17 protein-coding genes, 3 tRNA genes and 1 riboswitch are annotated in these 25,369 nt (G+C 63.9%); of the genes, 14 read left to right on the forward strand and 6 right to left on the reverse strand.

What is annotated here, in order from left to right; genetic code table 11:
- Positions 1 to 3: 3 nt before the first annotated feature.
- Positions 4 to 1,374, reverse strand: a complete 1,371-nt coding sequence (locus ACTQZK_RS00585; protein WP_441897951.1) for a carboxylate--amine ligase — start codon at positions 1,372 to 1,374, stop codon at positions 4 to 6.
- 569 nt (positions 1,375 to 1,943) lie between these two features.
- Positions 1,944 to 2,036: riboswitch (SAM riboswitch) on the forward strand.
- 8 nt (positions 2,037 to 2,044) lie between these two features.
- On the opposite strand from ACTQZK_RS00585, the gene metK reads away from it, so the two are divergent.
- From metK to rlmKL, 6 genes are all read left to right on the forward strand, one after another.
- Positions 2,045 to 3,310 (forward strand): methionine adenosyltransferase, encoded by a 1,266-nt coding sequence (gene metK, locus ACTQZK_RS00590; protein ID WP_216528619.1) that lies wholly within the window; start codon positions 2,045 to 2,047, stop codon positions 3,308 to 3,310.
- Between the two features lie 188 nt (positions 3,311 to 3,498).
- Positions 3,499 to 5,883, forward strand: a complete 2,385-nt coding sequence (gene priA / locus ACTQZK_RS00595) for a replication restart helicase PriA (protein WP_441897953.1) — start codon at positions 3,499 to 3,501, stop codon at positions 5,881 to 5,883.
- Positions 5,884 to 5,996: 113 nt separating this feature from the next.
- Positions 5,997 to 8,789: an ATP-binding protein gene (locus tag ACTQZK_RS00600; protein ID WP_441897955.1), complete on the forward strand. Its 2,793-nt coding sequence runs from the start codon at positions 5,997 to 5,999 to the stop codon at positions 8,787 to 8,789.
- A gap of 144 nt (positions 8,790 to 8,933) precedes the next feature.
- Entirely contained in the window at positions 8,934 to 11,216 is a 2,283-nt protein-coding gene (locus tag ACTQZK_RS00605; RefSeq protein WP_441897957.1) for a bifunctional diguanylate cyclase/phosphodiesterase, read from the forward strand.
- A 131-nt stretch (positions 11,217 to 11,347) separates the two neighbouring features.
- On the forward strand, positions 11,348 to 12,583 hold the full coding sequence (gene rpoD / locus ACTQZK_RS00610; protein ID WP_114565859.1) for an RNA polymerase sigma factor RpoD: 1,236 nt from the start codon (positions 11,348 to 11,350) through the stop codon (positions 12,581 to 12,583).
- Between the two features lie 213 nt (positions 12,584 to 12,796).
- Complete coding sequence (gene rlmKL / locus ACTQZK_RS00615; protein WP_441897960.1) at positions 12,797 to 15,124, forward strand: bifunctional 23S rRNA (guanine(2069)-N(7))-methyltransferase RlmK/23S rRNA (guanine(2445)-N(2))-methyltransferase RlmL; 2,328 nt, start codon at positions 12,797 to 12,799, stop codon at positions 15,122 to 15,124.
- A gap of 96 nt (positions 15,125 to 15,220) precedes the next feature.
- On the opposite strand, the gene ACTQZK_RS00620 is transcribed toward rlmKL, so the two are convergent.
- Both ACTQZK_RS00620 and ACTQZK_RS00625 read right to left on the reverse strand, forming a co-directional pair.
- A complete protein-coding gene (locus ACTQZK_RS00620) occupies positions 15,221 to 15,892 on the reverse strand; it encodes a LemA family protein (protein ID WP_225749300.1) in 672 nt (223 codons plus the stop codon).
- Positions 15,893 to 16,165: 273 nt separating this feature from the next.
- Positions 16,166 to 16,240 (reverse strand) — tRNA-Ile (locus ACTQZK_RS00625).
- A gap of 204 nt (positions 16,241 to 16,444) precedes the next feature.
- Here ACTQZK_RS00625 and ACTQZK_RS00630 point away from each other — a divergent pair.
- A tRNA-Val gene (locus ACTQZK_RS00630) sits at positions 16,445 to 16,519 on the forward strand.
- A 41-nt stretch (positions 16,520 to 16,560) separates the two neighbouring features.
- Here the strand turns inward: ACTQZK_RS00630 and ACTQZK_RS00635 are convergent.
- The gene (locus ACTQZK_RS00635) at positions 16,561 to 17,073 is read right to left on the reverse strand and encodes a DUF6125 family protein (RefSeq protein ID WP_225749299.1); all 513 of its coding nucleotides are present in this window, start codon (positions 17,071 to 17,073) and stop codon (positions 16,561 to 16,563) included.
- 197 nt (positions 17,074 to 17,270) lie between these two features.
- On the opposite strand from ACTQZK_RS00635, the gene trpS reads away from it, so the two are divergent.
- Positions 17,271 to 18,317: a tryptophan--tRNA ligase gene (gene trpS, locus ACTQZK_RS00640; RefSeq protein ID WP_225749298.1), complete on the forward strand. Its 1,047-nt coding sequence runs from the start codon at positions 17,271 to 17,273 to the stop codon at positions 18,315 to 18,317.
- A 134-nt stretch (positions 18,318 to 18,451) separates the two neighbouring features.
- A tRNA-Asn gene (locus tag ACTQZK_RS00645) sits at positions 18,452 to 18,526 on the forward strand.
- 99 nt (positions 18,527 to 18,625) lie between these two features.
- Here the strand turns inward: ACTQZK_RS00645 and ACTQZK_RS00650 are convergent.
- Both ACTQZK_RS00650 and ACTQZK_RS00655 read right to left on the reverse strand, forming a co-directional pair.
- Positions 18,626 to 19,000, reverse strand: coding sequence for a MerR family transcriptional regulator (locus ACTQZK_RS00650; protein WP_441897963.1), 375 nt, complete (start codon positions 18,998 to 19,000; stop codon positions 18,626 to 18,628).
- A gap of 141 nt (positions 19,001 to 19,141) precedes the next feature.
- Positions 19,142 to 19,294 carry a hypothetical protein gene (locus ACTQZK_RS00655; protein WP_181792503.1) on the reverse strand — a complete coding sequence of 51 codons (153 nt, stop codon included), beginning with the start codon at positions 19,292 to 19,294 and terminating at the stop codon, positions 19,142 to 19,144.
- Positions 19,295 to 19,467: 173 nt separating this feature from the next.
- Between ACTQZK_RS00655 and ACTQZK_RS00660 the strand changes: the two genes are divergently transcribed.
- From ACTQZK_RS00660 to ACTQZK_RS00680, 5 genes are all read left to right on the forward strand, one after another.
- Entirely contained in the window at positions 19,468 to 21,552 is a 2,085-nt protein-coding gene (locus ACTQZK_RS00660) for an ABC-F family ATP-binding cassette domain-containing protein (protein ID WP_114565854.1), read from the forward strand.
- Positions 21,549 to 22,019 carry a tRNA (cytidine(34)-2'-O)-methyltransferase gene (locus ACTQZK_RS00665; protein ID WP_441897966.1) on the forward strand — a complete coding sequence of 157 codons (471 nt, stop codon included), beginning with the start codon at positions 21,549 to 21,551 and terminating at the stop codon, positions 22,017 to 22,019. The genes ACTQZK_RS00660 and ACTQZK_RS00665 overlap by 4 nt, the downstream gene beginning before the upstream one ends.
- A 154-nt stretch (positions 22,020 to 22,173) precedes the next feature.
- Positions 22,174 to 23,256, forward strand: coding sequence for a 3-phosphoserine/phosphohydroxythreonine transaminase (gene serC / locus ACTQZK_RS00670; protein WP_114565852.1), 1,083 nt, complete (start codon positions 22,174 to 22,176; stop codon positions 23,254 to 23,256).
- Positions 23,257 to 23,886: 630 nt separating this feature from the next.
- Positions 23,887 to 24,564 (forward strand): site-2 protease family protein, encoded by a 678-nt coding sequence (locus ACTQZK_RS00675; RefSeq protein WP_114565850.1) that lies wholly within the window; start codon positions 23,887 to 23,889, stop codon positions 24,562 to 24,564.
- A gap of 12 nt (positions 24,565 to 24,576) precedes the next feature.
- On the forward strand, positions 24,577 to 25,368 hold the full coding sequence (locus ACTQZK_RS00680) for a segregation and condensation protein A (RefSeq protein WP_114565849.1): 792 nt from the start codon (positions 24,577 to 24,579) through the stop codon (positions 25,366 to 25,368).
- Position 25,369 lies beyond the last annotated feature (1 nt).

Consider the following 25,369-nt stretch of genomic DNA (forward strand, 5'->3'; position numbering starts at 1 on the left):
CCCTTAGTCCTTGTCAACCCAGATGGTGGCGGCGGTCATGCCCTGCATGTCCTTCGAGATGGTGGGCAGGGGCCCCAAGCGGCTGAACACGCCCTGGAACACGCCGTCGTACAGGTACAGGCCGTTCAGGTTGTTGTACATCTGCGGATCGAAGGGCACCTGGTCGTCGGAAAGCCCGTCTATCCCCGTGTCCGGCGGCAGCGTGAGTGTCTTGAAGGGGCGGATGTAGCGCTGCACGATGAAGGGGTAGCCCGCGCGTCCGTTCGCGAAGCGGTCGACCAGCTCTTCCCAGCGTTCGGGCGAAACGGCGCAGCCTGCGTAGACGTCGTCGGCTCCGTAGTGGTCGGTGGGCTTGATGATCCATTCGTCCTTGTTCGCGCGGATCTGATCGACGTTGACGTGGTCGTCGTCCAAAAACGCGGTCAGGGGCACGGTTCTCTCGACGAACGAGATTTCGTCGGCGTCCAAGAACTCGATGGTGCGCTTGTCGAACAGAGCTTTGAATATCTGCTTGTCGTGCACGATGTGCCCGGCGAAGCTGCCGATGAGCGCCACCTTCTCTGCGCGCACGGCGTTGATGAGCTGCTGCGAGTCGTCCCAATGGTCGATGACGTCGTTCGTGACGCAGCGGCGCCAGATGGCGTTGACGGGCTTGCCTTCGGCGTCGCGCAGCGTTTCGCCGTCGAAGCTCAGGTCGCGCACATCGGCCACCACGCAGTCCATGCCGCGGCGCTTGAACAGCTCGGCGTAGATGTGGAACTCGTCGACCACGCCGTTTTCCAGGTAGTCGCAGATGGCGAAGCGGGGGTTGTCCACCTTGTGCTCGTAGGTTTCGTAGATGGACAGAAACGCGTCGACCCAAGACTCGAACAGCTCGCAGCCTTCCACGCGGTGGTTGCGGGAGAACGCTTCGAATGCGGGAGAGCTCGCGATGGAGTTCGTGATCTCGCGGTTCTCGTTCATACCCGAGGACCCGTCGCCGTTGAACTCGCAGAACTCCATGCGGTAGTCGTCTTCGTTCAGGAAGGTGTCCACGCGCGCGAAGGGCAGCAGGGAGTCGTAGCCGCGCGGCAGCAGGATGAGCTCTTCAAGGCGCGGATCGAAGTCGAACACGCGGCGGTACTCGGGGTCTTCCAGATAGCGCGCGATCACCTTGCACAGGATGCGGTGCGAGGTTTCGGCCGTTTCCTTCATGGTGCGGTACGTTTGCGCGTTGAACAGGCGCGGGACGTACGAGCAGGCCACAACGCGGTGGTGCACGATGGCGGTGGAGCTCTGCATGTAGCTGTACGCGGCGCGTCGGCCGGCTACGTCGCCGTCAAGGCGCTCGAGGATGTCGAAGTACTCGCGGGTGTATTCGGCGTTGGTTGGCATGGCGATCCTTTCGCAGACCCGCCCGTGGAAGCGTCGGGCAGGGGGTTCACGTTTGGAAAAAAGTGTAGCACGAGCCGATCGCCCGCATCGAGGCGGTTGCCGTATCGCCACAGGAACGGCGGCGGCGCGAGGCCGGGGCTGGTTCCGCAGCCCCGCACCCCGCCGACCCCTCCCATAGCCTTGCGCACGAAAAACCGCGTTTGCTGGCAGGTTCTGACGGTTTGAGGTCGTTTCCGAAGCACGATGAGGCGCGCCTGAACACCTAACAATTTTCTATAGCTTTCTGAACTGGTGCAATGCGGGACTGCTCGATTGCCGCTAAAGGCAAGGGGGCCTCCAACGACCTCAAACCGTCAGAACCTGCCACGGAGGGCGGTTTTTCGTGCGCAACGGGGCGAGGGCGCGGTTCGGGGCTGCGCTCGCGCGCCCGCGCGCGGCAAGGGAGCGGGGCTGGCGGTTCATTCCGTGGGGACTCCGCGGGGCGGGGTCTTCTCCTCTTGCGCGAATAGTGCTTTCAGGGTACCATCGGCAGGGTTTCACGGGGATTCCGGCCATGTGCGCGGTTCTCTGTTTTATCAAGAGTCGGGGGAGAGAGTTGGCTCTGAGATCCCGACACCAACCTGGCGGATACGCCAAGGTGGTCCGGCCTACAGCGATGAAGGAGGAACTTATGGCCGAAGAATGTTCTACGTACCTGTTCACGTCCGAGTCCGTCACCGAGGGTCATCCCGACAAGGTGTGCGACCAGATATCCGATGCCGTGCTCGACGCCATCCTGGCCAAGGAGATCGAGCTGGCGGCTCAGGGCTACATCGCCCCCAGCGGGCAGCCCGCCGATCCCGCGCAGGTGCGCTGCGCCTGCGAGACCATGGCCACCACCGGCATGGTCATCGTCACGGGCGAGATCCGCACGCAGGCGTACGTCGACGTGCCCGCCATCGTGCGCGAGGTGCTGCGCGACATCGGCTACGACCGCGCGAAGTACGGCTTCGACTGCGATACCTGCGGCGTGCTCAACGCCATCCACGACCAAAGCCCCGATATCGCCCAGGGCGTCGACGAAAGCTGGGAGGCCCAGCACGGCCTGGCCGAGGACGACCCATACGAGCGCATCGGCGCGGGCGACCAGGGCATGATGTTCGGCTACGCGTGCGACGAGACGTCCACGCTCATGCCCATGCCCGTCTACCTGGCGCATCGCCTGGCCGAGCGCCTGACCGAGGTGCGCAAGAGCGGCGTCATGCCGCATCTGCGCCCCGACGGCAAGACCCAGGTGTCCGTGCGCTACGAGGACGGCCGTCCCGTGAACGTGGAGAAGGTGGTCGTGTCCACGCAGCACTCCGAGGCCATCGCCCATGACGAGCTGCGCGCGCAGATCATCGCGAACGTGGTGGAGCCGGTGTTCGCGCACGAGGGCGTGGAGCTGGCCGCCGACGCCGAGATCCATGTGAACCCCACCGGCCGCTTCGTCATCGGCGGCCCCATGGGAGACGCGGGTCTGACTGGCCGCAAGATCATCGTCGACACCTACGGCGGCATGGGCCGCCACGGCGGCGGCGCGTTCTCCGGCAAGGACTGCACGAAGGTGGACCGCTCGGCTGCCTACGCGGCGCGCTGGGTGGCCAAGAACGTGGTGGCCGCGGGCCTCGCGCGCCGCTGCGAGGTGCAGGTCGCCTACGCTATCGGCATGGCCAAGCCCGTCTCGGTGATGGTGGACACCTTCGGCACCAACGCGGTGCCCGAGGCCGACATCATGGCCGCGATCGAGCAGACCTTCGACCTGCGCCCCGGCGCCATCGTGGACGCGCTCGACCTGCGCCGCCCCATCTACCGCAAGACGGCCGCCTACGGCCACTTCGGCCGCGAGCTTCCCGAGTTCACCTGGGAGCGCACCGATAAAGCCGACGAGCTGCGGAAAGCCTGCGGACTGGCATAGCCTGCGCTTCGCTGATGGAAAGAGGTCGCCCGTTGCGCGGTTCGATGCGCGAGGGCGGCCTCTTCTTATTGTAAGAGGCGATCGAGCTATAAAAGGAGATCGAGCCGGTCGAGAGCGCATGGGCTAGCGAATAGGGAAGGGCGCAGGCGCGTTTCGGAGTGAACGAGGACATAGGATATACTGAAGATATGAAACTCGCATCGATCATCCTGGACATACCCACGCAAGCGCTCGACGCGCCCTACACGTATGCCGTGCCCGAGGACGAAAGCGGCGACCATCCTGTCGAGGTGGGCTGCGCTGTGCTCGTGCCGTTCGGCCATCGGCGTGCGATCGGCTTCGTGATCGGCATCGAGGAACGCGAAGACGGCGACTATCCCGAAGGGCTCGACCCCGCCAAGCTCAAGGTTATCGTGCGAGCGGTGAGCCGCCCGTATTTCCACGAAGAGGGCGCCGCCTGCGCCCAGTGGCTGGCGCAGCGCTACATCGCTCCGCTCTCGTCGTGCGTGCGCCTGTTCACCCCGCCGGGCGGGGTGCCGCGCATGGTGCGGTCGCGCGAGGGCTACTGGCGCCTGGAAGAGCCCGCCGTGGGGGAAGTGGACGATCGCTGGGTGCTGCCGGGTGCGGCCTTCGACACGTTCGAGCCTCGGAAGAACGCCGTCAAGCAGGCTTCCATCGTGGAGGCCCTGCGCGCGGGCGAGCTGCGCGTAGCCGAGCTGTCGGCCGAGTTCGGCGCGGTGTCGGCTCCGTTGAAGACGCTCGAGAAGCAAGGCGTCGTGCGCATCGAGCATCGTCGCCGCATGCGAGGCTTCGCAGCTCCGTCGGAGCCTGCGGGCGCTGCGAACGCTGCGAACGCCCTTGCCGACCCGCTGCGCCAACCTGCGGGCATGCAGCCTGCGAGCGGCTTCGCCCCTTCTCCCAAACCGCCGCTCACGCAGGGGCAGGCGGCGGCGCTCGCCATCATCGATGCGGCGCGCGAGCGCGGCGCGGGCGAGGTCGTGCTGGTGGACGGCGTGACCGGGTCGGGCAAGACGGAAGTGTATCTCCAGGCCATCGAGGCGACGCTCGCCGCGGGGCGCACGGCGTGCGTGCTCGTGCCCGAGATCTCGCTCACTCCGCAGACGGTGGGCCGGTTCCGCGGCCGCTTCGGCGACACCGTGGCCGTCATGCACTCGCGCATGAGCCAGGGCGAGCGCTACGACCAGTGGGACTTCATTCGCTCGGGTGCGGCGCGCGTGGTGGTGGGCGCTCGAAGCGCCCTGTTCACGCCGCTTTCCAACCTGGGGCTCCTTGTCATCGACGAGGAGCACGAGGGCTCTTACAAGCAGGACAGCTCGCCGCGCTACCACGCGCGCGACGTGGCTGTATGGATGGCGCGCCGCGCGGGCGCGGCCGTGGTGCTCGGGTCGGCCACCCCTTCCATCGAGGCGCTTCACGCGTGCGCGAAGGATCCCCGATGGCATCATGTCGAGCTGCCCGAGCGCGCGAACGGCAAGCCCTTGCCCGCCGTTCGCGTCGTCGACATGGCGGTGGAATTCAGCGGAGGCTCCCGCTCCATGTTCTCGGGCGCGCTCTCCCGTGCGCTTGCCGAAGAGCTTTCCGCTGGTCGAAAGGCGGTCCTGCTGCTCAATCAGCGCGGATTCGCGAAGTTCTTGCTGTGCCGGGAGTGCGGGTTCGTGCCGGAATGCCCGTCCTGCTCCACATCGCTGACCTATCACGAGCGGGGAAGCTTCCTCATCTGCCATCACTGCGGCTACCGCATCGCGGTGCCCCCGGTCTGCCCCGAATGCGGCAGCCCCTATCTCAAGAAGTTCGGTGCCGGAACGCAGCGGGTCGAGGCCGATCTGCGGGTTTTGCTGGACGAGACCCCCGGGGTGGGCCCTGGGGTTCCCATCGTGCGCATGGACGCCGACACGACGTCGGGCAAGGGCGCCCACCAGCGGCTTTTAGAGGAGTTTGCCGCCGCCGACGCCGCTGTGCTTTTGGGCACGCAGATGATCGCGAAGGGCCTTGACTTCGAAGACGTCACGCTGGTGGGCGTCATCAACGCCGACACCATGCTGAAGCTTCCCGACTATCGAGCCGCCGAGCGCACGTTCGACCTTGTGGAGCAGGTGGCCGGACGCGCGGGGCGCGCCGAGCTGCCGGGGCGCGTGCTCGTGCAGACCTACGAGGCGGACGCCGCCCCCATCCGGGCCGCGGCGTCGTACGACCGCGCGCTGTTTCTGCGCGACGAGCTGCCGAAGCGGCGCCTGTTGGGGTACCCGCCGTACGTGCGCATGGCGAACGTGCTGATCTGGGGCAAGGACGAAGCGGCGGTGCGCGGGGCGGCCCAGCAGCTGCAGCAGGGGATCGAGCAGGTCGTGCGCGATTTCGGCGGTGACGACTGGACGGTCCTGCCCGCTACGCCGTGCGTTCTCGCGAAGCTGCGGGGCACGTATCGCTGGCACATCGTGGTGAAGTGCCCGCCGGAGGCCGACCTCTCGGCCGTGCTTCTTCCGTACTTCAGGCACCGCAAGCCCGACAAGGACGCGAACGTAGCGATCGACGTGGATCCCGACGATCTGCTGTAGGCGGCCTTTCGCAGCCGCGCGGCTCGTAGGTTTACAGTTTCAGCTGCGTCTTCCCTTGTCGTGGTATTCTGGGTGCCCTACAGCTGATTCGACTGGAAGCGGTACCGCAGGCGATGGAGGAGGTTCGAGCCGTGGGGAAATGGGCGAAGCGCATCGCGTGCGCACTGGTGCTCTCGGCGATGCTGGCCGTCGCGTTCGCTGCTCCTGCGGTTGCCGACGAGCGGACTTCGTCGTCTCGCGGGCGCGTGGTGAAGGTGGCGTTTCCTCCGTCCGAGGGCTTGAGCATGGTGGACGACCAGGGGAATCGCAGCGGGGTGCTCTTCGACTGGCTCACCGAGATCGCGAAGTACACCGGTTGGGAATACGAATTCGTCGACGGAGACATCGACAACTTGATCGATCGGCTGCGCGATGGCGAAATCGACCTGGTGGGCGGCATGTTCGTGCGCGAGCAGCTTGCCGACTCCCTTGACTACTCGACCTACAGCATGGGCTCGAACCGCTCGCTGCTGGCGTGCGCGCAGGACAACGACGCCGTTGCGAGCTTCGACTTGAGCACCCTGGACGGCGCGACGATCGGCGTGTACGAGAAAGCCGTCGACAAGAACAAGCGGCTCGAGAGCTTCCTGAGCCTGAACGGCCTTTCCTGCACGCTTCTTCCGCTTGACTACGCTTCGTACAAAAGCTGCCTCGACGACGGCACGGCCGACGTCATGCTGACCGGGGACACGGATCTTCCCGGCAACTGCAAGGTCGTCGCGTCGTTCGGCGGCGAGCCGCAGTACTTCGCCCTTGCGAAGGGAAGCGACCTGCTGCCCGAGCTCGATGCCGCAATGGCCCAGGTGTACGCAGCCGACCCCGGGTTCGCCACCAAGCTTCACGACGCCTATTTTCCCCAGATGTACCGGTTCCCCCTTGAGCTTTCCGCCGACGACCGCGCGTACGTTGCGGGCCGGGGCGAGGTCAGGGTGGCCGTGGTGGCGGGGCAGTATCCTTTGTACTACGACCTTGAGGGATCGTACCGAGGCGTGGTGAAGGAGGTCTTGGGCCTGGTGTCCGAACGGACGGGCTTGACGTTTCGGTTCGTCCACGCAAGCACGTACGAAGCCGCGCTCGAGCTGGTGGCGTCGGGCGAAGCGGACGTGCTGGGCGGATTCCAGGGCGACGAGCGCACTGCATCCGAGCGCGGTCTGGCCCTGACGGCAAGCTATGCATCCTTGGACGGAGTGGTGCTCAGGAGCAAGGCGGGGTCCCAGCGAAGCGAGGGCCTGGTGTTCGCGCAGCTGGAGGGGCTTGCCGACCCGAAGGGCCTCGACGTGGCGCGCGTGGTGCGCTATGCGACGTACGAAGAGTGCTTGTCGGCCGTGAACGAGGGGCGCGCCGACCTAACCAGCATGCCCGCCTCGTGCGCCGAGAGCCTGTTCGTCGAGCGTTCGTACGCCAACGTTGCCCCGGCAACGTCGGAGCACGACGACGCCGTGTTCTCCGTGGCGTTGCCCAAGCCCGTGGACGCGTCTTTGTACGCCGTGCTGAACAAGGCCGTGAACAGCTTGTCGAGCGACGAGCTTGACGCCATCGTGTCCCGCAACTCCACGCCAGTGACCTCGCATCGCGCCACCATCGAGTCGTTCGTGGCGCAAAACCCCTTTCTCGTGGTCACCATGGTGCTTGTGTTCGCCTTGCTTTTGGGGGCCATCGGCGTTGTGGTGTCGCTGTCGAAGGTGCGCGCCCGCGTGATGGCGATCAAGCTGGAGAAAGCGGAGGAGTCCGGTCGCGAGAAGGCGGACTTCCTCTCGCGCATGTCGCACGAGATACGCACGCCCATGAACGCCATCATCGGGCTTTCCAGCGTGGCGTCGCTGTCGGGGGAGGCCACGCCCGCCATCCGCTCCAGCCTTGAGAAGATCAACACGTCGGCCCAGTTCCTGCTCTCGCTTGTCAACGACATCCTGGACATGTCGAAGATCGACAACAACAAGATGCGCATCGAGGTCGCTCCCATGCGCCTCCGCTGTCTGGCCGAGCGCCTGGAGAGCATGTTCTGCATGCAGGCCGAGGAGAAGGGCGTGCGCTTCGAGGTTAGCTGCGGCGTGGACGAGGGCGTGGTAGGAGACGACGTGCGTCTTCAGCAGGTGCTGGCGAACCTGCTGTCGAACGCGTTCAAGTTCACCGACAGCGGCGGCTTCGTCCAGCTTTCCATCAAGGAGCTGCGCCGAGACGACGCGAGCGTGCGCCTTCGCTTCAGCGTGAAAGACGACGGCGCGGGCATTCGCGAAGAGGATCTGGGCCGTATCTTCGATTCGTTCGAGCAGGCCGCCGAGAACCGTCGCAACGCTCAGGGAACCGGCCTGGGACTTGCCATCAGCAGCAGCCTCGTGCGCCTTATGGGCGGCTCGCTCGAGGTTCGAAGTAGCTTCGGACGGGGGTCGGAGTTCTTCTTCACGATCGATCTGCCGCTTGCCGAAGAGGGGCAGGCTCCGCTGGGCAAGGCTGTCCTGTCGCCTGAGAACGCCCCTGCTTTGAAGGGATCGCACGTCCTTTTGGCCGAGGACAACGATCTGAACGCCGAGATTGCGGCGGCTTTGCTTGAAATGCAGGGCGTGTCGGTGGATCGAGCGGCGGACGGGCGCGAGGCGATCGACCTGTTCGAGGCTTCGAAAACGGGAACGTACGATTTCGTGCTCATGGACGTGAGGATGCCGGTGCTCGACGGGCTGGCCGCCGCGCGCGCCATCCGGTCGCTTGACCGTGCCGACGCGCGGACGGTTCCCATCGTCGCCTTGACCGCCAACACGTTCCAGGAGGATCGGGAGGAGGCGCGCGCCGCCGGCATGGACGGCTTCGTGCCCAAGCCGTTCGACGCCAACCAGCTCTACGATGCGCTGCGCGTCTTCCTGAGCCGATAGGCATGCTTCGGTCCTGCGATTGCGCCTTGCACGCTGCGGCTCGCTTTGCAATAATGGGGAATTAGGTCAACGGAAGTTGCTAAGGCGCGCTCACTTGAATCCGGGGTCTTGCGAAGGCGCGCTTCACCGTTAAAAGGGGATATCGTGAAAGCAATCCTGCAAGGGAGCTACCTGCGCGTGTTCGCTGCCGTGTTCGCGGTTGTGGCGCTTGCGACGGGCGCGGTGTGCGCGATCACGCTCGTGCGCGGCGAGCAGGTGGTCATGGAGGAGACCGAAAGCTACCTTGCCGAGCTGTCCCAGCAAACTACGTACAAGATCAACCAGCGCATGAGCTTCAACGTGGAGCTTCTCGAGCATCTTGGCCGGCAGCTCAGCGTGATCGACGGCGACGACGAAAGCCGCGCGGCCCTTACGGAGACGTTGGTCGACGGCGGGCCCTTCAGCTGGGTCGGGTACGCCGACCGAAGCGGGACCTTGACCGTTCCCGGCGCAGGCGCGGTCGACGCGCAAGGGTTCCGCGTGGTCATGGACGCAATCGGAGGGCAGGCCGGCGTCGAAGGCGATCTGGTCGAGGTGCCCGAGTTCAGCCCGGGCAAGGGCGCGCTGTACGCGGTTCCGGCCGTCGGCCCCAATGGCCTGGGGGCCGTGGTAGGGTGGGTCGCTCACGATTCGATGAAGCTGCTCTACAACACCGATACGGCCGACGGCGTGGGATTCGCCCATATCGTGTCGTCGGACGGGGATTTCATCTTGCGTTCCGAGAATGCGAACTCGCTCGGGGAGGACCGCAACTTCTTCGACGGCCTGCGCAACGAGGCCGTGGCATCCGAAGACGATATCGCTCGCATGGCGCAGGACATGCAGCGGGGGATGAGCGGTTGCTTGGGCTACACGGTGGACGGCCAGCTGCGCGAAGTGAACTACTACCCGCTCGATCTGGGAGGCTGGTACGCCATCTCGGTGGTTCCGCCTTCGCTGTACGCCACGTCCGTTTCGGATTATTCGACCTTGGCCATCATTGGAACGACGGTCTTGGCCCTGGTTTCCTTCGGCGCGTTCGGGGGCTGCCTGGCTTGGGCCACATCGCGCAAGAACCGCGAGATCAGCAGGCTGGCGTTCGTCGACCCGGTGACGGGCGGGCATACGGTTGCGCGGTTCGACATGCTGGTGACCGAGCGCATCAAGGATCGGTCGCCGTTTTCTTTGGTCGCGCTCGACATAGAGGACTTCCGCCTGGTCAACGACAGCTTCGGCAAAGCTCGCGGCGACGAGCTTCTGCGGTACCTGCACAAGGCCATTGCGGACGGCCTGCGCGAGGGCGAAGCCTCCGCTCGCGTGACGGCCGACCTGTTCAACGTCATGCTCGACGACACCGATCCGGAGCTTGTGCGCGCATGGCTCCACGAGCTGGCCGAGCGCCTCAACGCGTTCAACCGCGAGAACAACGCGCCGTACTTCGTCAAGCTCAACTGTGGGGCATGCGCCGTCGAGTGGCCGTGCGACATCGTCACCATCAGGGACCGGGCGAACACTGCCCGCAAAACCTCTGCTGCGGCGGGCGGGCACCTGTGCCGCTGCTCGTTTTTCAGCGACGTGGATCACGAACGGCTGATCCGCGAGAAAGAAATGGAAAACGAGATGGACCGAGCGCTCGAGCGCGGCGAGTTCATCTTGTTCCTGCAGCCCAAGATATGCCTGGAGTCGGGGCGGACCATCGGGGCCGAGGCGCTGGTTCGTTGGGATTCGCCGAAGCGCGGCCTGCTGCCTCCGGGCGAGTTCATTCCCTTCTTCGAGCGAAACGGCTTCGTGATAAAGATCGACCTTGCCGTGTTCGAGCAGTCGTGCAAGCTGATCCGCTCGTGGATCGATGCGGGCATCGAGCCTTTGCCGCTTTCGGTGAACCTGTCGCCGCTGCACCTGCACGACGATCGCTTCCTGGACGCGTTCGAGGAGATCCGCAAGCGCTACGACGTCCCTGCCGAGCTTTTGGAGTTCGAGCTTACCGAAAGCGTGGCGTTCGAGAGCCTTGACCTTCTGCGCGAAACCGTCCTGGGCATCCACTCCTTGGGTTTTCGCTGCTCGATGGACGATTTCGGCAGCGGGTACTCGTCGCTGAACGTCTTGAAGGACATTCCCGTCGACACGCTCAAGATCGACCGGCAGTTCTTCCTGGGCGACGAAAGCCGCTCCGAAGTGGTGGTGGGGTCGGTTATCGACTTGGCCAAGAAGCTCAACATGGGAACCATCGCCGAGGGCGTCGAGACCATTCCCCAAGTGGAGTTCTTGCGCAGCACCGAATGCGACGCCGTGCAGGGCTACGTGTTCTCCGCGCCGGTTCCCGTGGACCTGTTCGAGAAGATGACGTTCGGGCGCACGGGGTCGACGGGAGCGTCGGACGACGATGGCCCTGATCGTCCCGCGCGCTAGTTTGGTTGCGATTCGCCGACGTTTCTTGCTAAGCGCCAACACCTTGTGATATAGTGTTCGGCTGTATCTTTGCGCCTAGAGCGTGCATGTCTTCATGCCCTGTGCGCCATCCTGTTGGAAAGGAAGATCACGTGGCCCAAGCCTCTAAGAAACAGCCGGTACAAGCGAATGACCAAGCGAAAGCCCCGATTGAATCTGAGGAGATGCTTGACGACGACGCGCTCGACGTCGAACCGGACGTAAGCGCTACCGATACGCTCGAAGACGACAAACTCGAAACGCCCCTGTCCGAAGACGGCGAAGAGGACGAGGACCTGCTTGCGGGCATTCCCGAAGAAGAACTCAAGGCCGTCAGCGAAGTGCAGCTGCCGAAGGTGGGGGCCAAGAGCGGCCGCGTTCGCTCGTCGGTGCGCAAGCGCAACGCCGATGCGTCCGTGACCATGCTCACCGGCGACCCCGTGCGCATGTACCTCAAGGAAATCGGCAAGGTTCCGCTGCTCAACGCAGCCGAAGAGATCGACCTGGCCATGAAGATCGAGGCCGGCGTCGCTGCAAGCGAAGAGCTGGACAAGGCCGAAGACGAGGGCATCGAGCTCGAGCGCCGCGAGAAGCGCCGTCTCGGCCGCATCGAGCAGGTGGGCTTGGACGCCAAGCAGCAGCTCATCGAGGCGAACCTGCGCTTGGTCGTGTCCATTGCGAAGCGCTACGTCGGCCGCGGCATGCTGTTCCTGGACCTGATCCAGGAAGGCAACCTGGGCCTGATCCGCGCGGTCGAGAAGTTCGACTACACGAAGGGCTTCAAGTTCTCCACGTACGCCACGTGGTGGATCCGTCAGGCTATCACGCGCGCCATCGCCGACCAGGCGCGCACCATCCGCATCCCGGTGCACATGGTCGAGACCATCAACAAGCTGGTCCGCATTCAGCGCCAGCTTCTGCAAGAGCTCGGGCGCGAGCCAACGCCGGAGGAGATCGGCAAGGAGATGGGCCTGCCCGCCGAGCGCGTGCGCGAGATCCAGAAGATCTCGCAGGAGCCCGTGAGCCTGGAGACCCCCATCGGCGAAGAGGAAGACTCCCAGCTGGGCGATTTCATCGAGGACGACGCCGCCGTGGTGCCGCCCGACGCTGCATCGTTCAGCATGCTGCAGGAGCAGCTGTCGAAGGTGCTCGACGGGCTGGCGGAGCGCGAGCGCAAGGTCATCGCTTTGCGTTTCGGGCTGGAAGACGGCCATCCTCGCACGCTCGAGGAGGTCGGACGCGAGTTCGGCGTTACGCGCGAGCGCATTCGCCAGATCGAGAGCAAGACGCTGGCGAAGCTGCGCCATCCGTCCCGCTCCTCGAAGCTCAAGGATTACCTGGAAGACTAAGGGCTCGGGCGGCTCGAGCGCCGCCCGAGACGTTCGACGCCGTAGCGCGGACCGGTTTTGCCGACGAGGCCCCGCGATGTCCGAGTTTTCGCCTTGTTGCCCTTTCCGCATGTCGCACGGCATGCGGGCTGCGGGGCGGAAGGCGACGGGCGTCGCGGGGCCTCTTTGCCGGCGCGCTGCTCCAACCTGCGATTTTACGATGGGACGTCACGTATGGAAAAATACAACCTCGAGTTGTTCGCAAGCTGCCTTTCCGGATTGGAAAAGCCGTTGGCCGACGAGCTGAAGTCGCTTGGAGCTAAGCGCGTGCGCCCCCTTGGCGGGGGCGTTGCCTTTTTCTGCGATATGCGCGGCGCGCTCAAAGCGTGCTTGTGGTCGCGGCTTGCCTCGCGCGTGACGCTCGTGGTCGGTCGCGTGAACGCATCCGATGCCAACCTGCTGTACGAGGGCGCGCGTCGCTTGCCGTGGGAGCGGGTCATCGCTTCGGGGGCGAGCATGGCCGTGCAGGCGCACGGCATGAACGACCAGCTGCGCAATACCCGCTTTACCGCGCTCAAGGTGAAGGACGCGGTGTGCGATCGCTTGCGTGAGATGCGCGGCGAGCGTCCCGATGTGGACACCGATCAGCCCGACGTCGTGCTCGACGTGCGCATTCGCGAAAGGCGAGCGACTATTTCGCTCGATTTGTCGGGAGAGTCCCTGTATCGGCGCACGTACTTGACGGCCGACGACGGGCCAGACGCTCCTTTGGAGTGCGCGCAGGCTGCGGGCCTGCTGGCCTTGGCCGGCTGGCACGACATAGCGGCATCGGGCGCCGCATGCGTTGATCCGACGTGCTCGGACGGCTCGCTCGTCATCGAGGCCGCGTCGGTCGCATGCGACCTCGCGCCCGGCCTTGCTCGCTCGCGCTGGGGGTTCTTCGGCTGGGCGGAGGCGGACGAGGATGCGTGGGGCGATCTTCTTGCCGAGGCCGACGAGCGCTTCGAAGCGGGGCTGGCGCGCGTAGCGGCGTGCGATACGCAGGATCCTTCGGCGCCGCCCGATTTGGCGTACGTGCGCTTCGCCGGGGCGACCACGTCGTCGCCCGCTATCGCGCGCGCCCGTCAGCGCGCTAAGCGCGCAGGGCTGCGCCAGGTTGTGAGCATCGAGTTGGGCGATGCCCAAAGCGCTCCCGACCTGGTGGAACGCGTGGGATCGGCGGCGGCGCGCGCACTGCGCGAAGCGATGGCCGACAGCGGCGCGGACGGCATGCAGGCTTCCGGGTTCTTGGTGGCAAGCGTGCTGCCCACCGGCGATCGCGCGCAATCGGAGGCGCGGCAGCAGGCCGAATCGGCCGCCTTCTCGCGCGCGTCTTCGGCGGCGGGTTCGGGCGCGACGTTCGCAGTGGCGGGCGGCGAGGGCATCGAGTCCCGGTTCGGCGTGGAGCCTTTCGAGCGGGCGACGCTCGGCGCGGGTCGGGTGTCGGTCGAGGTGCTCGTGTTCGACGAGCCCCCGGTGGAGCCCGTGATCGTGACGGTGCCTGACTCCGCAGGCGGGGCCGAGCATCGCGTCGAGGTGTTCGAGTCCTCGTCCGAGCAGTTCGCTTCGCGTCTTCGCAAGGTGGCGAAAGAGCGTCGCAAATGGGCGAAGCGCGAGGGCGTGTCGTGCTATCGCATCTACGATGCCGACCTGCCCGACTACGCGGTCGCCATCGACCTGTACACGGGCGCGGGCCAGGCGTCGGGCAACACGTATGTGCATATAGCCGAATACGCTGCGCCCTCCACGATCGACCCCTCGAAGGCGCAACGGCGCTTCGACGACGTTCTGTCCCTGGCTCCCGTGGTGCTGGGCGTGCGTCCCGACCACGTGTTCTCGAAGGTTCGCTGCCGCGACAAGGGGGGCAGCCAGTACCGCGGGGCGGGAAGGCGCTCGTACGTGACCCACGTACAGGAGGACGGGTACCTGCTCGAAGTCGATCTGTCCGGCTATTTGGATACGGGCATGTTCCTGGATCATCGCCTGACGCGCGAGCTGGTGGGCGCGCGGGCCGCGCGCAAACGGTTCCTCAACCTGTTCGCGTACACGGGCACGGCTACCGTGCACGCTGCGGGCGGGCAGGCGGAGTCCACGTGCACGGTCGACCTTTCCCAAACGTACCTGGATTGGGCCGCGCGCAACATGGAGCAGAACGGCTTTACGGGCGAAGCGCATGCGTTCGAGCGTGCGGACGTCATGACGTGGATAACGGAGTGCCGCCGCACGCCGCGCAGGTTCGATTTGATCTTCGTCGATCCGCCCACGTTCTCGAATTCCAAGGCCATGGGCAAGCGCACGTGGGACGTCCAGCGCGATCATGTGGAGCTGCTTATCGGCGTGACCCGCCTGCTGGCCGAAGAGGGCGAGGCCGTGTTCTCGTGCAACCTGCGCAATTTCAAGCCCGACGAGGAGGCGCTTGCGAAGTACGGCGTGATCATCGAGGACATCACCGCGCAAACCATCCCGCACGACTTCGAGCGCAACCCGCGCATCCACAAGTGCTACCTGGTGCGCCGCGCGTAACGGCGCCGCTCGCATTGCTCGCTTGCAGCCGCTTGCCCACTCGGCAAGCGGCTTTTTTGCGCGGTGGGGAAGGGACGGGTCGGGCGGTTGCGCGCGCTACCGCCCGGTTCGATGCTGCGGCGCTTCTTCGAGCACCGTGTCGGATAGCCCGATGGCCCATAGCATGTAGGCGTTCATGATGCGGGGCGAAGCTTCCGCCAGCGCGGTGGAGCCGCTTGCGGCGGCCACGGCAAGGGGGTCGGACGCTTCGCGGGGCAGGTAGCGTTTGCGGGGCGCAAAGCCACGCTGCTTGGCGATGAGCAGCGTGGGAAACGTGCGCCCCGCGTTGCCGTACATGGTGACGCGGTTGTTGTAGAGTCCCTTATGGGTTGTCATACGATCTTCAAGCTTTCCCAGCTCTTCTAGGAGAAGCGCGAACGGCGCGCGCTCGAGCAGGGCGGGTGCGTGCCCTTCGATAAGGTCGAGCAGGTTGCGATGCGCCACGTAGAGCGCATCGTCGGCTTCTGCGGCGCGCGTCGGGTCTTCGGCGGCCTGCGCATCGGCAAAGGCGCGCTCGACGGCTTGCAGGGCGAAGGGGTCGTCCACGCCGTTTGCCCGTGCGGCGTCGGCTATCCGCGCCATGACGTCGTTTCGGCTGCGGCGGGTCGCTTGCAGCTGCTCCCACATGGCGTCCGACTCTCGACCAAGGCTGGCAAGGTTGCGCGCCAGGATGGTCATGACGGCGAAGGTGCCGGCAAGAAGGAAGGCGATGGGGATAAGCAACGTCAAGGCGTGCTCCTTCGGTTGGAGGGCCGCAGCGGGAACCGTCCTTATTGTAGGGTCGCTCGACTGCTCTGTTCCATACCGCAGGAAGTATGGTTTCGGGTGCGCACCTCCCTCGGAAGGTGGTAGAGGCATGCGTGCAGCGCCGCGTTTGCGGGCTGCTTCGGACGCTGCGCTGGGAAGGGGGAGCGGGTGGGCGTGCGGCAGCCTCTGGATGGGCGGCTTCATGCGGGCATGGAAAAGGCTGCACCGAAACCGATGCAGCCTTTGCGTGTTTGCTGGTGGGCCCAGCAGGGCTCGAACCTGCAACCAAGGGATTATGAGTCCCCTGCTCCACCATTGAGCTATAGGCCCGTAAAGCGTCCCGCTATTCTATCCCAAAATGCTCGCTTGTGCAAAGAGGGAAACGGGTAGTTTGCGCAAGCCGCTTAGAATCCTTGCCGCGAATCCTCGCAAACCCGTCGGCAACGCTATTCTCAAAAAATTGAAAATAGGGGCTTGCGCGCGCCTAAAACTACCGGTACAATATTTCAGCGTTGCGAACGAAGCAACAAGCACGGTCGCTTGGCTCAGCGGGAGAGCATCGCCTTCACACGGCGGGGGTCACAGGTTCAAATCCTGTAGCGACCACCATGAATTCAAAAGCCTTCCTTCGGGAAGGCTTTTTCGCTGTCCTAGGCGTTCAACGTGAATTTCCAAGCGCAGTTGCAGGTGCTGTCCACGATGTCGGGGAAGCAGCTCAGGCATTCGCAAACGATGCGGTCGTCGATAGCGGTTGCGAACACCGCATACTCCACTACTCCCACGTTCTTGCACGGATGGAACCCCATGCCCTTTCGCTCGCGGGCGTTCTGCACGCGGCAATCGACGATGCGGTACGTCAGCTCGTTGCCGTTCACGGTTATCTCGTCGACGTTCGCGGCCGATTGGCAGCGCAGCGAAAGCGCCTTCGCCAGCCCTTCGATGCCCGGATGCTCGTCCAGTCCGAGAAACGCCTTGATGCGGCGGCCCTCAGAAACGCTGAACCGTCGCCATGCTTCCACGTCATGGTGCATGGCTGCGTCCATGCCGTCGTCCTTCTCGATCGATTGGAACCACGTTCCGTCGAGCGCGATCAGGTTCTTCGCGTATATCTCGAGCAGTTCGAGCAGCTCTTCTTTCGTCAGGTTTTTCAGCGCGTCGTTCATGAATCCTCCTCAGGGTGCGATACGGTTCACGATTATAGCGCGCGGCAAAGCGGCCCGATGTGCCGTGCGCACCCCAAAACGGCTATACTGTTGCGATGCGCGTGCGATTCAAGGCTTGGCCGTCAACGCATGCGCGGTGCCCGGCTTGGCTCGCGGCGCCGAACGGTCCGACACAACGATTTCGCGATAGGAACATCATGAGCACCGATAGCTTTGAAGCCAGCAAGAAGCGCAGCGACGAGATCCGCGCAGATCTGCCCGTCCATCCCGAGAACTACACCATGCTCACCGGCGACCGTCCGACCGGCCGCTTGCACCTGGGCCATTACTTCGGCACCATTCGCGAGCGCGTGGCTCTGCAGAACCTGGGCGTGACGACGCGCGTCATCATCGCCGACTATCAGGTGATCACCGACCGCGACACCACCGAGCATATTCGCGACAACGTGTACAACATGGTGATCGACTACCTGGCATGCGGCCTCGACCCGGCGAAGACCATGATCTTCACGCACTCGGCCGTTCCCGCGCTCAACCAGCTGATGCTTCCGTTCCTCTCGCTCGTGACCGAAGCCGAGCTGCAGCGCAACCCCACGGTGAAGTCCGAAATGGAGGCTTCCGGCCACGCGCTCACCGGCCTTCTGCTTACGTATCCCGTGCATCAGGCGTGCGACATCCTGTTCTGCAAGGGCAACATCGTGCCGGTGGGCAAGGACCAGCTGCCGCACATCGAGCAGACGCGCTTGATCGCCCGCCGTTTCAACGAACGGTTCGGTCAGGTGTTCCCCGAGCCCGAGGGCGTGCTCAACGACGCCGTGGAGATTCCCGGCCTTGACGGGCGCAAGATGTCGAAGAGCTACGGCAACGCCATCAGCCTGTCGCTTACCGACGAAGAGACGGCGAAGCTCATCAAGAAGTCCAAGACCGACGCCGACCGCGTTATCACGTACGACAAGGAGAACCGCCCCGGCGTGTCCGCGCTGCTGACGACGGCCGCGCTTTGCACGGGCCGCACCGAGCTCGAGATTGCCGCCGAAATCGGCGACGGGGGATCGGGAGCGCTCAAGAAGTACGTGACCGAAAGCGTGAACGGCTTCTTGGCTCCCATTCGCGAACGCCGTCAAGAGCTCATGCAGGACATGGACTACATCAAGGACGTCTTGCACGACGGGAACCGTCAGGCGAACGAAATTGCCGAGGCCACGCTTGCGCAAGTGCGCGAAACGATGGGCATGGTGTACTAACGCACCAGGTAGATTGCTGGAACCGGCGCTGCGGAGAACAATTTTCGGGCACGTGCCCAAATTTTGAAAAAACGGTCTTGCGCAAAGTTTTGGTTCCGGTATAATACTTACTCGCGCAACGGAGCGCTCCTCATTCCTCGGTAGCTCAACGGCAGAGCATCCGGCTGTTAACCGGAGGGTTGTAGGTTCGAATCCTACCCGGGGAGCCATGAAACGCCAGGCCGCCAGTCAAACGACTGGCGGCCTTTTTTTTGATGTGATGCGGACGGCGCTTGTCCAGGGTCCTTCCCGATCTTCGCAGCGCGATCTCAGCGCAGCTTCTTCTCGGCTTGCACGATAGTCTGCTCGTAGTGTTCTATCTTGTAGTCAAGGCGGTCGAGGCCTGCCTGCATTTCGGCGATGCGCTTCCGCACCAGGTCTCGCTGCTCTTCGAGCAGCGCCTTGCGCGCCGCAATCGTGTCGTCGCCTTGCTCGAACAGGCGCATGTACTCGATGAGCGCTTCAATGGACACGCCCGCTTTGCGCATGCACTTGACGAACTGCACCCGCGCGCAATCCTGATCGCTGTAGTCCCGCATGCCGCTTGCGTTGCGCGTTATGTTGGAAAGCAGCCCGATGCGCTCGTAGTAGCGCAACGTGTCGGCTGAAAGGTCGTATAGCTTGCTTACTTCGGCTATCTTCATGAGGGATCCTTTCGTCTTGCGGCTTGCATGCGCATGCCGTCTTGCATTGAAGCACGTGGAGTGCGCTCCAAGTCAAGTTTTTAGGCAAGGGATCCTGACGTTTGGGCCTGGTCGGCTCTTCGGACGGGGCTTCGCCCGAGGCTATTCGTAGAACGTGCGGGCAATGAACGTGACCACGATGATGAAGGCGGCGGCGAAAAGCGAGCCGATCGTGGCGGTTTCGGCCCGACGGAGAATGAGCGACTTCTCGTCGGCATGGATGTCCGACACGCGCGTGTTGGGGTTCATGGTCATGGCGATCGTCCTCCTTGTCGACGTGGTTTCGTTCGGCTTCAGTATAGGCGTTGGCTCGCGATCCAGGAAGCGCATCGCCGTAAACGGCATCTTCGGTTATCATAGACGGTTGGCGTTCGCGATGAGCGCGCGCCGTTTTTTGCCAGTACGAGAACCGAAGGCGCGTTCGCATTATGATCATGCAGCTTGAGCACATATCGAAATCGTTCGGGGGGCGTCAGCTTTTCCATGACGTGACGTTTCGCTTGGAGGAATACGAGCGCTTGGCGCTTGTCGGCCCGAACGGGGCGGGCAAGACCACGCTTTTGAACATCGTCTCCGGTCAGGAGGACGCCGACGAGGGGCGCGTTTTGTTTGCGAAGGGTGCGCGCGTCGGCTACCTGGAGCAGGAGGCCATCGAGATGGAGGATCGCTCCATTTTCGAAGAGGTCATGTCCTCGCAGGTGGAAGTGCTCGAAGCGGAGCGCCGGCTGCACAAGCTGGAGGCCGAGCTGGGCGATAATCCGACCGATCAGCAGCTGGCGGCCGCCGGGCGCGCCCGCGATGCCTACGAGGTGCTGGGCGGCTACACCATCGAGGCGAAAGTGCGCAGCGTGCTTTTCGGCCTGGGCTTCAAAGAGGCGGATCTTGCTCGCTCCACCACCGAGTTCTCCGGCGGTTGGCAGATGCGCATCGCGTTGGCGAAGCTGCTCATCCGCAACCCCGAGGTGCTGCTGCTCGACGAGCCCACCAACCACCTTGACCTGGAGAGCGTCAAGTGGCTAGAGGGTTTTCTGCGCGGCTACGCCGGGACCGTCGTCGTGGTCAGCCACGACCGCGCGTTCATGGACAACATGGTCGATCGCGTTGCCGAAGTGGACAACGGGCAGGTGAACATCTACAAGGGCAACTACTCCGCCTACCTCAAGTCGCGCGAAGAGCGGCTCGAGCGCCTGCGCGCCGAGGCGGCGAAGCAAGCCGAGGAGATCGCCCACATGGAGGCGTTCATCGAGAAGTTCCGCTACAAGCCCACCAAGGCCAAGCAGGTGCAGGATCGCGTCAAGAAACTTGAGAAGATCAAGCGCATCGAGCTTCCCGAAGAGAAGAAGACCGTCAAGTTCAACTTCAAGCAGCCGCCGCGCACGGGCGACGAGGTGGTGCGCGCTCGCGGCCTCGTGAAGCGCTACGGCAGCAAGACCGTTTACGACGGCTTCGACTTCACCATGTACCGGGGCGACAAGATTGCCCTGGTGGGACCCAACGGCGCGGGCAAGTCGACGTTGCTGAAGATGATCGCGGGGGCCACCAGTCCCGATGCGGGCAGCATCGACTACGGCGTTCACGTTTCCAAAACCTATTACGCCCAGCACCAGCTTGACGAGCTGCATCCCGGCAACACGGTGTTTGAAGAGCTCGACCACGTGGCTCCGGGCTGGTCGATATCGCAGGTTCGCACGCTGCTCGGCGCGTTCCTGTTCACGGGCGACGCGGTGGATAAAAAGGTGAGCGTGTTGTCGGGTGGCGAGAAGAGCCGCCTGGCTTTGGCGAAGATGCTGGTGGCGCCGCGCCCGCTCCTCTGTCTGGACGAGCCGACGAACCACCTGGACATTGCCAGTGCCGACATCCTGGAGCAAGCTCTGAAAACCTTCGAGGGCACCATCTTGTTCATCACCCACGACCGGCACTTGATTCGGGGCGTGGCGAACCGCATCGTGGAGATCGAGCCGGGCAAGGTGACGAGCTACGACGGCGACTACGACTACTACCTGTTCAAGAGCGGTCAGTTGGACGGCCCGGCGCCAGAGGACCGTTCGCTGGTCGACGAGGTGATGGGCGAGGACGCGCCGCGAGGGAAGGGCGCTCAGAAGGGAAAGGGCGGCTCTCATGCGGCGTCCGGCGCCGAGCATCGGCCGGACAAGGCGGGTTCCGCGTCCGGTGCCGCGCAGACCGAGCTTACGGCGCCGCGCGCGAGCGCGCCGAAGTCCAAGGAGCAGAAGCGCCGCGAGGCGGAGGCGCGCAACCGCGCGTACGCCGCGCTCAAGAACCACCGCAAGCGCATAGCCGAGCTGGACAAGCAGATGGAGCGCGACAACGCGCGCATGGCCGAACTGCTCGAGCTCATGGCCGACCCGGGCTTCTACGTGAACGAGGACGCTTCCTCGGACGCCGTGGCCGAGCACGCCAAGCTCAAGCAGCGCCTTGCCGCCGCCGAGGAGGAGTGGTTCCTGCTCACCGAGGAGCTGGAAGAGGAAATGGCGAAACAGGCGGAGGCGCTGTGAGCGAGCAGCTGAACATCGTGCTCGTGGAGCCCGAGATCCCGCAGAACACCGGCAACATCGCCCGCACGTGCGCATGTGTGGGCGCGCGCCTGCACCTGGTGGAGCCGATGGGCTTTCGCTTGACGCAGAAGAACCTGTCGCGTGCCGGATGCGACTACTGGGACGAGGTGGACATCGTGCGCTGGGCGTGCGCCGATGCGTTTTTCGAGGCGCACGGAAACGACGAGCTGCATCTGTTCACGGGGCAGGCGCGCCGCAGCTTCGCCGAGGCTTCGTACGGCGAGGGCGCCTTTCTCGTGTTCGGTCGCGAAAGCCGCGGGCTCGACCTGCGCTTCATCGAGGCTTACGCAAGCCGCTGCGTTCGGATCCCCATGCGCGAGGGGCTGCGCAGCTTGAACCTGAGCAACGCCGTAGCCGTGGCCTCCTACGAGGCCCTGCGCCAGCAAGGGTATCCGGGGCTGGGCTAGCTTGCCCTTTGGCATCGGGCCTGAAGCGGCCGAAGCGTATCCGCCTCTGCCGTCCGGGAGCCTATTCGCCGCTTTAGCGGGATAAAGCGGCCTGTGCGCGCTGCGAGCGTGTATACTGGGCCGCATTGTCTGAAAGAACGTCAAGGAGGTCCCCATGGCTCGTGTGTACAATTTCTCGGCCGGTCCGGCGGTTCTGCCGGAGGAAGTGCTTGCCGAGGCGGCATCCGAAATGCTCGACTACCAGGGCAGCGGCATGTCCGTCATGGAGATGAGCCATCGTTCCAAGCCGTTCGCGTCCATCATCGAAACGGCCGAGCAGGATCTGCGCGACCTCATGGGCATCCCCGACAACTACCGCGTGCTGTTCCTGCAGGGCGGCGCGTCCACGCAGTTCGCCATGATTCCCATGAACCTGATGCGCAACAAGGTCGCCGACTACGTGGTAAGCGGCTCTTGGTCGAAGAAGGCATGGAAGGAAGCGAAGCTCTACGGCGACGCGCGCTGCATCGCCAACAGCGACGACGAGAACTTCAGCTATGTGCCCGACGTGAAGAAGCTCGAGATCTCCGAAGACGCCGACTACGTCTACATCTGCCAGAACGAGACCATCTACGGCACCGTGTACCACGAGCTGCCCGACACGCAGGGAAAGCCGCTTGTGGCTGACGTGTCCTCGTGCTTCCTGTCCGAGCCCGTCAACGTGTCCGATTACGGCTTGATCTACGGCGGCGTGCAGAAGAACGTCGGCCCGGCCGGTGTGACCATCGTTATCATCCGTGAAGACCTGATCAGCGACGACGTGTTCCCCGGAACGCCCACCATGCTGCGCTACGACACGCACGCTGACGCGAAGAGCCTGTACAACACGCCGCCGTGCTACGGCATCTACATGTGCGGGAAGGTGTTCAAGTGGCTGAAGGCCCAGGGCGGCCTGGAGGCCATGAAGGAGCGCAACGTGGAGAAGGCGCAGCTCCTTTACGATTACCTGGATCAGAGCGCGCTCTTCAGCGGCACGGCGCGCAAGGAGGACCGTTCCATCATGAACGTGCCGTTCGTGACCGGTAACGACGAGCTGGACGCCAAGTTCGTGGCCGAAGCCAAGAAGGCCGGCATTGAGAGCATCAAGGGCCACCGCAGCGTCGGCGGCATGCGCGCGAGCATCTACAACGCCATGCCTCGCGAGGGCGTGGAGGCGCTCGTCGCCTTCATGAAGCAGTTCGAAGCCGACAACGCGTAGTCTCTTGCGCGCTGCTCGATGAACCCGAAGGGGCCGCGGTTGAGTCGCGGCCCCTTTTTCGCGTGCGGGATCGGCTTGCCCGCGGTGCAGGTTAACAGCGGACATGCGTTTTTGGCAGAGATTAGGAGGTTTGTGGCTCCTGAACGCGAGATATTCCATTTATAGCGAACAAGTGATCGCATAATGCCTGGTCGCAGATTTCATCTTCCCTTTTCGTGCGCGACGTCACGAGCCAAAAGCCGCAAACCTCGGAATCTCTGCCATTTTCGAGCCCTTCGCGGGCAGGTTGCGGTAGCGCCTCGGGTTTTTGGGCGCATGAGTTCTCCAAGAAAACTGCCGCACCCTTCCTGTGGCAGAGAGCGGGCTGCCGAATGCAGGTTTCGGCAGCGCCTTGTCGGCAAAAGGCATGGTCGCGTTTTGGGATGCGGCCGATCGGCGGCTTCGCGCGCTCGCGAAAGTGTCGCAGGCCCCGATTCGCGCCCAAAAAAACCCTCGCTCGGCCTCTTTCGACGCTCTCCGAGATTCCTCGAGATTCCCGAGATTCCACGAGATTCCTCGTCGCTGCGAGTTTATGAAGTTTTCCCTCTTGGGGCGGGCGGGCCGAGTGCTTGCGGTAGACTGATCAGCATTATGTCTATATCGCTGCCTTACCTTATATGTTCCATCTTGAGCTTCGTGCCCGCCATCGTTTGCCACGAGGCGTGCCACGGTTTTGCCGCCTACAAGTTGGGCGATCCTACCGCCAAGCGAGCCGGACGGCTTTCGTTCAACCCGCTCAAGCACGTGGATCCTTTCGGCACGGTCATCATGCCGCTCATGCTCATGGCCATGAACATGCCGGTGTTCGGCTACGCGAAGCCGGTGCCGTACAACCCGGCGTACTTCAAAGATCCTCGCAAGGGCGACCTCATCGTGGGCTTGGCTGGCCCTGCGGCAAACTTGGCGCTGGCTGTTCTGGGCGCGGCGGTGTACGCGGTTATCCTGTTCGTCCTGCCGGTTGCCCAGCTGGCTCAAAGCATGGTGTTCTACTACTTCTTCACCTTGTTCTTGCCCATGTTCTCGCTGATCAACCTGTATCTTATGTTCTTCAACTTGCTGCCCATTCCGCCGCTGGACGGATCGTCCATCTTCGCGTTCCTGCTTCCGGCCAAGTATTTGCCGCGGTACTACAAGGTGCAACAGTACGCGTTCCCCATCTTCATGATCGCCGTTATCCTGGTGCCGTACATTCTGCATTTCAATCCCATCGGCATCTATCTGGACGCGACGGCTGGAAACGTGTTCAACCTGCTGTATCCGTTCAGGTAGGCGGGGCCGCGCATGGCGTACAAGGTTCGCATAGACAGCTTCGAGGGGCCGTTCGACTTGCTGCTGCATTTGGTCAGCCGCCAGAAAGTGGACATCGGAGCCATCTCCATCACCCAGATCGCCGACCAGTATCTGGCCGAAGTGTCCCGGATGGACAACCTTGACCTGGACGTTGCGAGCGACTTTCTGCTGGTGGCGTCTACGCTTTTGGAAATCAAAGCCGAAAGCCTGCTGCCGCGCGAGCGCGATGCGGTGCAAGAGGAGCTGGAGGAGCTTGCGCCCAGCGAGGCTCGCGACATTCTGGTCGAGCGGCTTCTGGCGTACAAGCAGTACAAGAACGCCGCGAGCGCGCTGCACATGCGGTTCGTGGCGGAAGGCCGCATGCATGCGCGTCCCTTAGGTCCCGACGCGTGCTTCTTGAACCTCATGCCCGACTACCTGAAGGACGTCACGCTCGACGGGCTGGCGCTTTTGGCGGCGCGCGCGCTTGCTCGGCGCGACGTGTTTCTGCTGGAATCGGAGCATATCGCAGCAAAGCCCATTCCCGTCGAGGTGCACGTGCGCGCCATTCATCAGCGCATCCGCAACAAGAAGGAGATCCGCTTTTCGGAGCTGGTCAACGCGCAAACGCCCACGCCCGTGGTGGTGGTCACGTTCTTGGCGGTGCTCGAGCTGTACAAGCGCGCCATGGTGAAGATCGAGCAGGCCGAGCTGTTCGGCGACATCGACATCCGCTACATCGAAGGGTCCGGCGATCTTTCGCTGGAAGGCGAGGACGTCCTTACGTCGGTCGAGGAAGGTTGAC

Source organism: Paraeggerthella sp. LCP19S3_G8 (assembly GCF_052119225.1).
Taxonomy (GTDB): domain Bacteria; phylum Actinomycetota; class Coriobacteriia; order Coriobacteriales; family Eggerthellaceae; genus Paraeggerthella; species Paraeggerthella hominis.

Excerpts from the sequence above, each read along its gene's own strand:
- ACTQZK_RS00585 (WP_441897951.1), bottom strand. The coding sequence starts at position 1,374 with ATGCCAACCAACGCCGAATACACCCGCGAGTACTTCGACATCCTCGAG.
- metK (WP_216528619.1), top strand. The coding sequence starts at position 2,045 with ATGGCCGAAGAATGTTCTACGTACCTGTTCACGTCCGAGTCCGTCACC.
- priA (WP_441897953.1), top strand. The coding sequence starts at position 3,499 with ATGAAACTCGCATCGATCATCCTGGACATACCCACGCAAGCGCTCGAC.
- ACTQZK_RS00600 (WP_441897955.1), top strand. The coding sequence starts at position 5,997 with ATGGAGGAGGTTCGAGCCGTGGGGAAATGGGCGAAGCGCATCGCGTGC.
- rlmKL (WP_441897960.1), top strand. The coding sequence starts at position 12,797 with ATGGAAAAATACAACCTCGAGTTGTTCGCAAGCTGCCTTTCCGGATTG.
- ACTQZK_RS00635 (WP_225749299.1), bottom strand. The coding sequence starts at position 17,073 with ATGAACGACGCGCTGAAAAACCTGACGAAAGAAGAGCTGCTCGAACTG.
- trpS (WP_225749298.1), top strand. The coding sequence starts at position 17,271 with ATGAGCACCGATAGCTTTGAAGCCAGCAAGAAGCGCAGCGACGAGATC.
- ACTQZK_RS00650 (WP_441897963.1), bottom strand. The coding sequence starts at position 19,000 with ATGAAGATAGCCGAAGTAAGCAAGCTATACGACCTTTCAGCCGACACG.
- ACTQZK_RS00655 (WP_181792503.1), bottom strand. The coding sequence starts at position 19,294 with ATGACCATGAACCCCAACACGCGCGTGTCGGACATCCATGCCGACGAG.
- ACTQZK_RS00660 (WP_114565854.1), top strand. The coding sequence starts at position 19,468 with ATGATCATGCAGCTTGAGCACATATCGAAATCGTTCGGGGGGCGTCAG.
- serC (WP_114565852.1), top strand. The coding sequence starts at position 22,174 with ATGGCTCGTGTGTACAATTTCTCGGCCGGTCCGGCGGTTCTGCCGGAG.
- ACTQZK_RS00675 (WP_114565850.1), top strand. The coding sequence starts at position 23,887 with ATGTCTATATCGCTGCCTTACCTTATATGTTCCATCTTGAGCTTCGTG.
- ACTQZK_RS00680 (WP_114565849.1), top strand. The coding sequence starts at position 24,577 with ATGGCGTACAAGGTTCGCATAGACAGCTTCGAGGGGCCGTTCGACTTG.